Source organism: Ensifer sp. 2TAB8 (assembly GCF_052115125.1).
In the GTDB taxonomy this organism is placed as follows: Bacteria; Pseudomonadota; Alphaproteobacteria; order Rhizobiales; family Rhizobiaceae; genus Ensifer.
Genome location: NZ_JBFRGB010000011.1, coordinates 74,303 through 86,392, shown reverse-complemented (window position 1 = coordinate 86,392; position 12,090 = coordinate 74,303). Strand labels below are relative to the sequence as shown.

Here is a 12,090-nt window from a genome sequence, read left to right as displayed (position 1 = left end):
GTTCTCCGTTATTTGTTCCAGACAGGCGCCAGTCCGGGAGGGCTGACCAACCGACCATCGGGGCGTGCAAGCTTGGAAATCGCGGCCATGTCCTCGGCGCTGAGTTCGAAGTCGAACACATCGAAATTTTCGGCAACGCGTCCCGGCTTGGCGGTTTTCGAGAGAGCGACGTAGCCATGCTCGATCAGCCAGCGAATGCCGACCTGCGCTGCCGTCTTGCCGTACTTTCCGGCGATCGCCTGCAAAGCCGGATCGCGCGGCACTTCGCCGTCTGCCATGCCGTAATAGGCGGTGATGGCTACACCGGCGGACTTGGCCGCTTCCGCCACCGCGTTCTGGTCGAGATAGGGATGCACCTCGATCTGATTGGTGACGATGGGGGCAGCGCTGCGCGCGATGGATTCGTTCATCTGCGCGATGTTCTGGTTGCTGACGCCAATGAAGCGGGTCTTGCCTGTGGCCTGGACCGCATTCAGCAAGTCGACCTGGCCGGAGATCGCCACTTTATCGGCCGGCCAGTGGAGAAGCAGCAGGTCGACGTGATCGACCCGGAGCTTGTCGAGGCTTTCCTCGACGGACGCAGCAAATCTCTCCGGGCTATAGTTGTCCACCCAGACCTTCGTGGTCAGAAAAAGGTCCTCACGGCGGGCGCCGGCCTTCTGCAGGGCGCGGCCGAGGGCAGCTTCGTTCTGATAGATCTGTGCAGTGTCGAAGTGGCGGAAGCCCGCTTCCAGCGCGGCAGGAACGACGCTCTCCACTTCGGCGTCCGACATGCGGAACACGCCGAAGCCGAGCGAAGGAATGGTGGCTCCGTGCGAATTGACGAATTTCATAGGTTTCTCCATGGGTTCAAACAGCATGAGTTGCGGGAATTTTGCCGAGCCGCGGCATCACATCGGAAGCAAGCTCCTCGATCACCTCTGCCGGCGGGCGGCTTGATTGGCGAAGGTTGATCGCTATGTGATCGACGCCGACCCGGGCGAGCGCGCCAAAGTGTTCGACCAAAGCCTTGCGGCCGAGGCGGGCACCGAAGCGGATCGGCTGAGCGGGTGCGCTCGGGTCCTCGAGCAGATCGAGATGAAAGGCGCTGATGAACGCGCCCTTGTGTGCTGTCGCATCGGACCAGGCTTTCGTCTGAAGGGACAGTTTTTCGAGGCTTCCGGGATAGGCGAAACGGCCGTCCATGTTGGTGGCAAGCCATGCGTCGTCCTGGCGTGCTTGGCCGGCGACAATGAGCGGAATGCTTGCCTGCGCCGGGCGCGGAAGAATATCGAGTGTCGGATCACGTCGGCCGTCGACCGGCAGGCCGCCCGGCTGCCAGGCCTGTCTCATGTAGCCAACGGCCTCTCGAAAGCGCTCGCCGCGGCCGTCGAAATCGAGGCCGAGCAGCGGGTATTCGACAGGACGATCCCCGGACGCAACGCCGAGCAGGAGCCGTCCTCCCGACAGTGCGTCTACCGAGGCGGCGGCCTTTGCCGTCAGCAGCGGATGGCGGATCGGTAGCACGACTGCTGCCGTGCCCAGCGCCATGTGGCGGGTTACGCCGGCGAGGAAGCCGAGCAGAGTGAAGACGTCGTAGACCGAACCGGCATCGCCCATGTTGACCTGGTCGAAGACTGGCACGTCGCGGGCCCAGGTGGCGGCAAAGCCAAGCGCGTCCGCTCGCCGTATCAGATCCGTCTGCGACGACATATCCGGTACGCCATGGGGTCGGCCGGTGGCGCGCGCTCGCGCCAAGCCCTCGGGCGACCAATCGTTGTCGAGCGGCAATTCGATGCCGAGGGTCATAACATCCGGCTTGCGGATCAGGTTGAGAGCTGAGATTTTTGACATGGCGAACAGATATGCGGGGGCGATCCGCTTGATAAGTCGCTGTCATTCCACATTTTCTGTGAAAGTTTTTCACAAGTAGGATTCGTCATGGATAATCGCACAGGGGAAATGCAGGTCTTTGTCCGCGTCGTCGATGCAGGCAGCTTCTCGGAAGCGGCGCGCCTGCTGCGCATGACGCCATCGACGATCAGCAAGCTGATCGCAAGGCTGGAGACCCGCCTCGGAGTGCGGCTTTTCGAGCGATCGACCCGTCGCCTTGCGCTCACGACCGAAGGGCGGATCTACTATGAGCGCGGCCAATTGCTGCTGAACGAGTTCGATGAGGTCGAACGAGAGCTTTCGCAGGGGGCGTCGAGCACCGGCGGGACTGTTCGGGTGAATGCTTCCGTTGCCTTTGGCGTGCTCGGGCTTGAGCCGATCTTGCCCGAGTTCTGGAAGGCCTATCCGAACGTCGTTGTCGATCTGTCGCTGTCCGACGAAATCGTCGACCTTTATCTCGATCGTACCGACGTGGCGTTCCGCATTGGGCCGTTGCCGAATTCGACGATGATGGCACGCAAGATCGGGACGGCCAGACGGAAGATTGTGGCTGCGCCCGAATATCTGAGCCGACATGGAACGCCGACCTCCGTCGATGATCTGGCGCAGCACAATTGCCTCGGTTTCAATTTTCGCCGTTCCGCACCGGTTTGGCCGATGAAGGAGAGCGGGCGTATCGTCGATCGGGCGGTGCATGGGGCGCTGCTTGCCAACAATGGTGAAACGGTCCGGCGCATGGCCGTGGCCGGTGTCGGTATCGCGCGGCTCGGCGACTACCATGCTCGGGCGGATATCCAGGAAGGCCGTCTCGTCGAAGTTCTGAGCGACGTGGTTGCAGAGGACGAGGAAGATATCCACGCGCTCTTCCTTGCGGGCGGGCGCTTGCCGCAACGCGTCAGGGTCTTCCTCGATTTCGTCTCTCCTCGACTGCAACGGTTTCTTGGGAGCGCACCGGCTCGCGCTGCGTGACGTTCGGGCGGCGGCAAGGCCTCATCTGTGAGGAACGGTGCGTCCGAGAATAGTTGCGGTGCCAGGCGACGCACGTCAGTTTTCTGACAGTTCGTCGGCCGTCGCCACCAGGTTAGCGTTGCCAAAGGCGCCGTCTGCATATTTGAACGCAAGTATGCTCATGATCGAGGCGACTATTGCTACCAGTATTATTCGCATCTCGTTTTCCCGTATTCACTCAGCGTACGGCAACGTGCGTCACAGGCCGTTGTTCCCCAACCGGCCAATTGTTCGAGGTTTCTCTAATTCGAACGGGTTAGCCGACCACTTTCGTACCTGCGGCGTTCTCATATCGTTCGATGCGTATTAGAAGTTAAACTTTCTACCTTTACTCAGCTAATGCAATTGTCATTGTGCGTTGAACTCCGCAGTGCGCCATGTCTTAGGATCGCTGGGATCGCCATTGTCTGCGGCGAATGCCATGGATGACAATGCGGTCGATAAGATGCGCAGGGCGAGGTGGATGGCGGTGCGGCAGTTCATTTGCAAGGCATTTCCCCGATGCCCGGCAGCGCGGCGCATCCGTGGCGCAGGGTATTGATGGAAAACGGAAATTCACGGCGTGGGCGCGTGGAGGCTAGCCCCCATGGCTGATCCGGAAAATACGGCAGATGCCGTATTTCGCTGCAGGAAATCGTCTTTTGTCGGCCGTGGCGTTGTAACCGGCGCGTGCCGCTCGAACGGTCGGCATACGTCGACTGTTGGAAGCGCCCGAAAGAAGGGGGCGGCGGATGAACCTGCCGCCCCTCTTTTCTTGCCTACTGCGCCGGTTGGCCATCTGCCGGCAGCACGGCCGCCGGCGATCCGGCGGCGGGTTGTACGGTGCTTTCGGCCAGCGGGACCGGCGAGCGCGTGCGCAGCGTCTCGGCACGGTGGCGGCCGACCGAAACCCAGAACAGCGCGACGAGGGCGGCGATCGTCACCGTCACGGTGACATAGCGGATCCAGGTCGGAGCGTGGCCGCCGGGGTCGATGTGCTTCTCGTCGATCTCGCGCTTGCGGGTAATCGCGGCCGAGTAGAACACGATTGTGGAGATCACGAAGATCAGTGACCAGCGCGTCTGCTCGCCATCGGAACCGATGAGCGCGACCCAGGCTGTAGATGGCCGCGGCGAGACCAATGACCACGTACCAGTTGTAGGTGCTCGCCGGCATCTTCTTGTCGCCGAGCATCTTGATGGAGATCGCCGAGTAGATGTAGGGCAGCAGCGTCATCATCACGGCGATCGAGGCGATCTTGCCGAACTGCTCACTGGCCGTCGGCGACATCGTCGCGAAGACCTGAACAGTCATGATCGCGGCGACGTCCGCAAGGCCTGCCGAGGGCACGCCCTTGGAATTGACCTTGGCGAAGATCGAGCCGAAGAGTCCGTCATCGGCCGCAGCCTTCGCGGTCTGCCCGACAAGCAGCGTCCAGCCGGCGAGCGACCCGAGGCAGCCAAGCGCTGCGCAGATTGCGACAACCGCACCTGCCATATCGCCGAGCGCCAGGCGCGCGGCATCGGCAAAGGGCGCAGAGGAAGCGATCAACTCCTTGTTTGGGATCATGCCCATGATCACCGTCGAGGACAGGATATAGGCGACGGCGGCGAGGATGACGCCGCCCACGGTTGCGATCGGCACGTTGCGCTGCGGGTCACGCACGACGCCGGCCGACACAGACGCGCTTTCGACGCCGATGAAGGCCCAGAGCGTGAAGTTAAGCGTCGTCATGATCGCTGCCCAGCTGTCCTTGCCGGACACGTTCCACCCTTCGGAGAAGATCGCCGGCGAGAACCAGAACCAGCCGAAGATCGCCATGCCGAGGATCGGCACCAGGGCGAAAGAGGTGGTGAAGGACTGCAGCCGCCTGACGACGTTCGGCCCGAGAATGTTGGCGTAGGTGAAGAACCAGATGAGCGCCACCTGCGCCAGCGCCGAGACCAGCGGATCCCGTAGCATCGGGAAGAAGGCGGTGAGGTAGCCGAGACCGGCAACCGCCAGGCCGACGTTACCGACGACGTTGGCGAGCCAGTAGATGAGGTTCGTCTGGTAGCCCATGTAGTCGCCGAATGCCTTGCGCGTATAGGCGTAGGGCCCGCCGGCGGCAGGATCGATCGCCGCCAGCTTGGCGAAGGTCAGCGCCAGCGCAATCGCGCCGGCAATGGTGATCAGCCAACCGAAGACGGCGATGGATCCGACCGCGGCAAGGTTTGCCGGCAGCATGAAGACGCCGGAGCCCATCATGCTGCCCGCGACCATCAGGGTCGCGGGAACGAGGCCGATCTTGGCGGACTCCTCGACGCCCGCGGAGATGGTTTTGGAAGCGCTATCGACAGCAGCCATGTTCGTCGCTCCTGAAGCCGGTATAACGGGTCAAGACATAGACGCGGTAGAGGCCGTCCTCGACCTCGACTCCGTGCGTGTCATGGGTGAAGCCCGGGAACCGGAGGTCATAGGTTTCGAGCGCCTTGAGATAGCCGAGGACCGGCCCGCCGGCGGGGCCGGCATTTTCGCCCGGCATCAGAAGCGGAATGCCCGGCGGATAGGGCACGACGCCCGTTGCGACGGTGCGGCCGGCCAGCTGATCGAGCGTCACCTGTTCCACCTCGCCACGCACCAGCCGCTCATAGGCGCGTAACGGGCTTAGGTCCGGATGCGGCAGCACGGAGAAACCGGCGGCCATGGTCGCCGTGGTCTTCAGCTGGTCCATCGCCGAAAACATCGTGTCGGCGAGGTCCTTGAGGCCCATGCCGGCGTAGCGCTCCGGATGGTCCTCGATCAGCGACGGGATCGCCACTTCGAGGGTGAGGTTGGCGTCGTAGTCACGCTTGAAGTCGCAGAGCGCGCTGACGAGCGATCCCCACTTGCCCTTGGTGATGCCGAGCGAGAAGAGGAAGAGGATGGTGAAGTCGGTCGTCTTCTCGACGACGATGCCGCTGGCGTCGAGAAAGGCGGTGACGAGGCTTGCGAGAATGCCGACCGGCATCAGCCCGCCGCCGGGCGTAACGCCCGGGGTGACGATCGAGACCTTGATCGGGTCGAGCATGCAATAGCCGTCCTCGATCTCGCCGAAGCCGTGCCAGGCGGCACCGGGCTTCAGCACCCAGCAGGACGGATCGGTCGAGAGCGATTCCGGTGAGGCTTCATGGAAGGGGCTGGTGCGACCGGTCTTCGGATCGCGCACCGTATCCGGCTGCCAGCAATCGAAGAACCAGTCGCCGCGCTCGGCAGCATCATTGGCAAGCCGCGACATCATCAGACGGAACGAGGCGGCCTCTTCGATCGATTCATTGGTGAGCGCCGCCCCGCCAGGTCCGTCCATCATCGCCGCCGAAACTTCGAGGCGATGATCGCGTAGTTCGGCGAGGTCGAGGCGTGCATCATGAACGTCTCGTTGAAGATCCCGTGCGGGATCGGCTTGCGGCCGTCGCGCACGTGTATGAAGGAGGCCCGAGAAAGTGCCGCCAGCAGTTTGTGCGTCGACTGCGTGGCGAAGACCGTCGGCTTGTCCGCCGTATGCGCCTTCGGATCGCCGTGTATGGCGTGGCGGTCTCGATAGATCGGGTTGAAGCGGGCGTAGCCGTACCAGGCCTCGTCGAAATGCAGCCGGTCGACGTTGGCGCCGAGCAGTTCCTCGACGCGGGTCACGTTGTAGCAGAGGCCGTCATAGGTGGAGTTGGTGATGATGGCATGCTTGGGCTCCTTGTCCGAAAGGTCGGCCGCAAGCGGGTTCTGGTCGATCGCCTTGCGCATCGCCACCGCCGTCAGGCGTTCCGGCGGGATCGGGCCGATGATGCCGTAGTGGTTCCGGGTCGGCACCAGATAGGTCGGCACGGCGCCGGACATGGTCGTCGCGTGTTCGGCGGACTTGTGGCAATTGCGGTCGCACAGCGCGATCTGGTCGCGGCTGACGCTCGCCATCAGGATGACGCGGTTGGAGGTAGAGGAGCCGTTGGTGACATGGTAGCTGCGGTGCGAACCGAAGACGCGCGCGGCATACTTCTCACTGGCGCCAATCGGCCCGGAATGATCGAGCAGCAACCCGAGTTCGCCGACCGAAATGGAAAGATCCGAGCGCAGCAGCGGCTCGCCGAAGAACTCGAAGAAGGCGCGGCCGGGCGGCGACTTCAGGAAGCCGGTGCCGCCGGTGTGGCCCGGCGTGTGCCAGGAATATTCGTGAACCTGCGAGAACTGGACGAGTGCCTTGAACATCGGCGGCAGCACCGTGGAGCGGTAGCGCTCGATCGCCGCCTGGATGCGCCCGCCGACGAAGTCCATCGTGTCTTCGAGCATCCAGACGAAATCGTCGACCTTCGCCATGATGTCGGCGGGAACGATGGAGGCAACGCTGCGGTCGGCAAGCAGGAACAGCGGGACGGCACCGTTGCGCTTGCGCAGCGCCGCTACCACCCCGATTGACTGCTCATGGCCTTCCGGCCCGAGGTCCCAGTCGACGAGCACGCATTGGAGAGTCGGGTCGGAGCGGATTACCGCAATGCCGTCATCGGCGCTTTCTGCGGTCACCACCTCGATCTGGCGGCGCTCCAGTTCCGCGATCAGCGACCGGACGGCGCGACCCGCCGTGCTCTCCTCGCTGATCTCGTCGTCAAGAACGAGTGCTTTCATGCCGAGACGGCGGTGACCCCTGATTGACGTGCTCATATCCATTCCTCTCCATAGTTTGGTGCTAGGTGCAGGGGGGGTATTTTTGTCTGTCAGTTCGCGGACGGCTCCCTCTTCTCAACCGACAGGTATACGGGCAGTGCCACGAGCAGCAGCAGGCACCAGAGGCCCGCTTGAGGTCCGCTGCCGTAGACTGTCCAAAGGGAAAAGACGAAGGTGACGAGCGCATAGGGCCGATAGGGGCTGATGCGGATGCCGGCCCATTCGTCGTCCGAGGGCGCATCAGTGTCAGGAACAGTGCGCCTTCGACGAGGATGCAGAAGACGTAGGGCACCATGGCCGCCGTGGTCGAAAGGTCGACGGCAAACCTGTAGACCGCCCTCAATCCGGAGACGCCGGAGGTCTGCAGAACAAGAAGGGCCGAGGCAAGAAGCATCGAGACGATGATGCCCCGCTGCGGCACGCCGCGGCTGGAGAGGCGGTCGAACACCGGCGGGAACAGCCCGTCGTGCGCCGCTGCCATCGGCACCTGCGCCATCGGCAGCGTCCAGCCGTTGAGCGCACCGATGGAGGAAAGCACAGCGTTTCGCGTGGCACGGTGCCCATCACCACCAGCGTACCCAGGATGAAGATCAGCCCGCAGCAGAGCGTGCCGAGGATCGTCGCCCGCGGGATCGTCCGCTTCGGGTCGTCGACATCGCCGGGCGGTACCGTCGCCGATTCGATGCCGAAAAAGGCAAACATCGTCAGYGGCGCGGATGCGGAAATGGGGCCAAGCAGGGAGAGGCCGCTCGGATTGACGGGTGTCAGGTTCTCGGCTCCAGAAGAGGCCGAGAAGCGCGATGGCGATGAAAGGAACGAGTTTCAGGCCGTCCGTTACCACCTGAAAGCGGCCAGCGCTCTTGACGCCGAACATGTTGATGAGGGCGACCAGCCACATGGCGGCGAGGGACACGACGGTAAAGCCGCCGGGCACGTGCTGGAGGTTGGGGAAAAACACGCAGAGATAGCCGGCAAAGACCATGGCGATCGCCGGCAGCGATGCCCAGATCGAAATCCAATAGGCCCAGGCGACCAGAAAACCGGCAAACGGCCCGAAAACCATACGGCTGTAGGCATAGGGGCCGCCAGTGGCGGGCTTGACGCCGGCGAGCCGGGCAAAGACCAGCCCGAGGCACATGGCGGCGATCGCCATGCCGATCCAGCCGACGAGGGCCGCTGCACCATAAGGTGCCAGGCGGCGGGCGACAGGTAGAAACCGGAACCGATGATACTGCCGACCACAAGCGCTGAGCAGGCCCCGATGCCGAGGCTCGGCCGCGGCGCCGTCATCTCCTGAGTTCTGCCGGCGGTCGTATCACGCGGCTTCGTCATGGATGGGGTCGTTCCACTACCGAGGACCCCGCGACCTTATGAACAGAATCCTACGATTGCAGCTGCTTTATCGTTCTCAGCTCACGCGCGCGGAGGGTGTGGGGGCGCGTGGCTGGCGGACCAGTGACGTCGGCGGATTGTCGGTACTCAGTGGTGGTCGGCGTTGCAGGCTTCTCATGAAACTATTCCATTTTTGAAATGCCGTTTTGTCCGCGGCGAGGGTAGGGTCCCTGCGACGAAATGCCTGCTCCGTGATAGATGACAGGTGACGACTGTGGGAGCCCCATGACCGACGACACACGTTTGCGCCTTCGAGACCTCGGCTTTCGGCCGGGCTCCTATGAGACCGGCCCCCTGAATGCGATCACCGACGTCGAGGGCGTTGCGGTCGGTCATGCCACCGTGATCGACGGTGAACGCATCCGCACCGGCGTCACCGCCATCCTGTCGCATGGAGGCAACCTCTTTCAGGACAAGGTGCCGGCCGCACTCGCCGTGCTCAACGGCTTCGGCAAGTTCGCGGGCTCGACCCAGATCGAAGAGCTCGGCGAAATGGAAACGCCAATCGTTCTCACCAATACGCTGGCGACCGGTCGCGCCATCGAGGCGATCGTCAGCTGGACGCTGGCGCAACCGGGCAACGAGAAGGTCGTGTCGCTGAATGCGGTGGTCGGCGAGACCAATGATTCCCGCCTCAACGACATCCGCGCCGGTCGGCCGACGATCGACGAGATCGGCGCAGCGCTCGTCGCCGCAAAGACCGGTCCCGTGGACGAAGGCGCTGTCGGTGCCGGCGCCGGCACGGTGGCTTTCGGTCTCAAGGGCGGCATCGGCACGAGTTCGCGCCGCGTCAAGACGGCCGGGGAGGTCTTCACCCTCGGCGTGCTGGTTCAATCCAACTATGGCGGCCGGCTCACCGTCTGCGGCCGTGCCTACGAAGCGCAGGCGGCACATGACCGGGATGGCTCGATCGTCATCGTGATCGCGACCGATGCGCCGCTCTCTGCGCGCAATCTCAAGCGCCTTGCCGAGCGCGCCTTCGGCGGCCTTGCCCGCACCGGCGCAGCGCTCAGCAACGGCTCCGGTGACTATGCGCTCGCCTTCTCGACGGCCTCTGCCGTGCGCCGCACGAAGGCGCGGCGGGCGGCGATCGCCGAATATCCCGACCTTCCGAACGACCTGATGTCGCCGCTCTTCGAAGCGGCCATCGAGGCGACGGAGGAGGCCATCCTCAATTCGCTGACCATGGCCCGCACGACGCATGGCTTCAACGCCGCGAACGGCAAGCCGAGCACGGTCGAGGCGATTTCGCTCGAACAGCTTCGCGCGCTCAGCGAACACTGACTTTGCGCCCGTGGATCGCGCCTGCGTTGCGGTCCACGCGCTTATGCCAAACCAATTCTTACGGAGCCCATATGTCCCATCCGCCCATCCGCACCGTCTATCTCAACGGCGAGTTTCTGCCGGAGAACGAAGCACGCCTCTCGATCTTCGATCGCGGTTTCCTCTTCGGTGATGGCATCTATGAGGTCACCGCCGTGCTCGAGGGCAAGCTGATCGACAGTGCATCGCATATGGCGCGGCTGGAACGCTCGGCGCGTGAAATCGATGTGCCGTTGCCGGTATCGACCGACGAAATCGTCGCCATCGAAAAGCGGCTGGTCGAAGAGAACGGCCTTGTCGAGGGCATGGTCTATCTGCAGCTCACCCGGGGTGCGGAGGACCGGAACTTTCTGTTCTCCGAGGATATCAAGCCGACGCTCGTGCTCTTCACCCAGGCAAAGACGCTGGTGAACGGAACCGCCACAACCAAGGGGCTGTCGGTCAAGACCGTGCCCGATCAGCGCTGGGCGCGCCGCGACATCAAGAGCGTATGCCTGCTGCCGCAGGTGATCGCCAAGCGGATCGCCAAGGCTGAAGGCTGCGATGAGGCCTGGATGATCGAGGACGGGTTCGTGACCGAAGGCGCATCGTCGACCGCCTACATCGTGACTGCGGACAACCGCATCGTCACGCGCGGCAACAGTCAAAAGACGTTGCCGGGTTGCACACGTCTGGCCGCACTGGCACTCGCCACCGAGCAGGGAATGACGCTGGAAGAGCGCCCCTTCTCGCTCGAAGAGGCGCTCAACGCCCGCGAAGCCTGCCTCACCAGCGCCTCGAATTTCGTCGCACCGATCACCCGGATCGACGGCAAGCCGGTTGGCTCAGGTGCACCGGGACCGGTCGTCAAACGCCTGCGCGAACTCTATCTGGAGCACGCGCGGCGAACGGCGATCTAGCTCGTCAATGGGAGTTCGGGTTGTCGCCTACGCGACAGCCCCAACGCTCTGCCAGACGCGGCCGACGACCGGCCGACGGTTCTCCTTGGCGCGGTAGAGCCGAATTTCGACGCTGACGTCCCAGCGCGGGTCGGCGGCCCTGACCAGCGAGCCGTTCGCCAGCTCGTCCGTCATCAGGCTCTCGGGAACCCAGGCGATGCCCCAACCGGCAGCCGCCATGGCCTTCAGTCCTACGGACATGCTGCCTTCGTGCACCCTTTGCGCCGGCGGCAGGTTGGGGCTTATGAGCTCATCGAGGAGCTGGCCGAAGAACGACGATTTTTCGTAGCTGAGATGCGGAAAGGGTTTCGCTCCGCCTTCGAGCAGATGCATAGGCGCGCCTGATTTGCTCGCGGACGAGACGGGGATGATGCGCTCGTGTCCGAGCACACGATGCTCGAAGGCCTGTGGGTCGAGCAGGTGCGGAACCTGGGTATGGGCGTAGGTGAGCAGGAAGTCGCATTCGCCGTCGACGAGCGAATTGAGGTTCTCTTCCATGCTGCCGGAGTCCGGCCGAAGCCGGGAGAAGAGCGGCCCGATCTTGGCATTGACGCGGCTCATCCACTCCGGAAAGAAGGTGAAGGAAAGCGTGTGCAGCGCCGTCAGCTTGATGGTGCGGGCGTCGGAGCCCTCTTCCTGCTGAAGGTTGCGCCTCGCCTGATAGAGCTGTTTCAGCGTTTCCTGCGCCACCGGCACGAACTTCACGCCGGCTTCGGTGAGACGTGAAGGGTAGGTCGCCCGGTCGACGAGCGTTGCGCCGAGCCAAGCTTCCAGTTGCCGGATGCGGCGGCTGAAAGCGGATTGGGTCACGTGACGCTCATCCGCCGCCTTGGAGAAGTTCAGCGTGCTGGCGAGCGCCAGAAAGTCTTCAAGCCATTTGATTTCCAAGACATGCACTCCGGAGGCCCAG

The 12,090-nt window shown here is 63.4% G+C and carries 7 protein-coding genes and 3 pseudogenes; 3 read left to right on the top strand and 7 right to left on the bottom strand.

Annotated elements, in window-relative coordinates; genetic code table 11:
• Window positions 1–8: 8 nt before the first annotated feature.
• Window positions 9–833, bottom strand: a complete 825-nt coding sequence (locus AB4Z53_RS18980; RefSeq protein ID WP_441597127.1) for an aldo/keto reductase — start codon at window positions 831–833, stop codon at window positions 9–11.
• A gap of 16 nt (window positions 834–849) precedes the next feature.
• On the bottom strand, window positions 850–1,833 hold the full coding sequence (locus AB4Z53_RS18975) for a TIGR03571 family LLM class oxidoreductase (RefSeq protein WP_441597125.1): 984 nt from the start codon (window positions 1,831–1,833) through the stop codon (window positions 850–852).
• An 87-nt stretch (window positions 1,834–1,920) separates the two neighbouring features.
• Here AB4Z53_RS18975 and AB4Z53_RS18970 point away from each other — a divergent pair, with 87 nt between their 5' ends.
• The gene (locus AB4Z53_RS18970) at window positions 1,921–2,841 is read left to right on the top strand and encodes a LysR family transcriptional regulator (RefSeq protein ID WP_441597124.1); all 921 of its coding nucleotides are present in this window, start codon (window positions 1,921–1,923) and stop codon (window positions 2,839–2,841) included.
• 594 nt (window positions 2,842–3,435) lie between these two features.
• Here the strand turns inward: AB4Z53_RS18970 and adiC are convergent.
• The 4 genes and pseudogenes from adiC to AB4Z53_RS18950 all read right to left on the bottom strand — a co-directional run bounded on the left by adiC (window position 3,436) and on the right by AB4Z53_RS18950 (window position 8,665).
• Window positions 3,436–5,205: an arginine/agmatine antiporter gene (gene adiC / locus AB4Z53_RS18965; RefSeq protein WP_441597122.1), complete on the bottom strand. Its 1,770-nt coding sequence runs from the start codon at window positions 5,203–5,205 to the stop codon at window positions 3,436–3,438.
• Window positions 5,189–7,074, bottom strand: a pseudogene (locus AB4Z53_RS18960) (lysine decarboxylase). The gene adiC and the pseudogene AB4Z53_RS18960 overlap by 17 nt, the downstream one beginning before the upstream one ends.
• Before the next feature lie 33 nt (window positions 7,075–7,107).
• Window positions 7,108–7,488, bottom strand: a pseudogene (locus AB4Z53_RS18955) (Orn/Lys/Arg decarboxylase N-terminal domain-containing protein); the annotation flags it as partial.
• Window positions 7,489–7,549: 61 nt separating this feature from the next.
• Window positions 7,550–8,665, bottom strand: a pseudogene (locus tag AB4Z53_RS18950) (amino acid permease).
• Between the two features lie 479 nt (window positions 8,666–9,144).
• Between AB4Z53_RS18950 and AB4Z53_RS18945 the strand changes: the two are divergent.
• Together AB4Z53_RS18945 and AB4Z53_RS18940 are read left to right on the top strand one after the other, a co-directional pair.
• Complete coding sequence (locus AB4Z53_RS18945; protein ID WP_441597120.1) at window positions 9,145–10,203, top strand: DmpA family aminopeptidase; 1,059 nt, start codon at window positions 9,145–9,147, stop codon at window positions 10,201–10,203.
• A gap of 71 nt (window positions 10,204–10,274) precedes the next feature.
• Window positions 10,275–11,141 (top strand): D-amino-acid transaminase, encoded by an 867-nt coding sequence (locus tag AB4Z53_RS18940; RefSeq protein WP_441597118.1) that lies wholly within the window; start codon window positions 10,275–10,277, stop codon window positions 11,139–11,141.
• Window positions 11,142–11,168: 27 nt separating this feature from the next.
• Here the strand turns inward: AB4Z53_RS18940 and AB4Z53_RS18935 are convergent, their stop codons facing one another.
• Window positions 11,169–12,068, bottom strand: coding sequence for a LysR family transcriptional regulator (locus AB4Z53_RS18935; protein ID WP_441597116.1), 900 nt, complete (start codon window positions 12,066–12,068; stop codon window positions 11,169–11,171).
• Window positions 12,069–12,090: the final 22 nt, after the last annotated feature.

Coding starts and splice junctions, on each gene's coding strand:
- AB4Z53_RS18980 (WP_441597127.1), bottom strand. CDS start 833: ATGAAATTCGTCAATTCGCACGGAGCCACCATTCCTTCGCTCGGCTTC.
- AB4Z53_RS18975 (WP_441597125.1), bottom strand. CDS start 1,833: ATGTCAAAAATCTCAGCTCTCAACCTGATCCGCAAGCCGGATGTTATG.
- AB4Z53_RS18970 (WP_441597124.1), top strand. CDS start 1,921: ATGGATAATCGCACAGGGGAAATGCAGGTCTTTGTCCGCGTCGTCGAT.
- adiC (WP_441597122.1), bottom strand. CDS start 5,205: ATGGCTGCTGTCGATAGCGCTTCCAAAACCATCTCCGCGGGCGTCGAG.
- AB4Z53_RS18945 (WP_441597120.1), top strand. CDS start 9,145: ATGACCGACGACACACGTTTGCGCCTTCGAGACCTCGGCTTTCGGCCG.
- AB4Z53_RS18940 (WP_441597118.1), top strand. CDS start 10,275: ATGTCCCATCCGCCCATCCGCACCGTCTATCTCAACGGCGAGTTTCTG.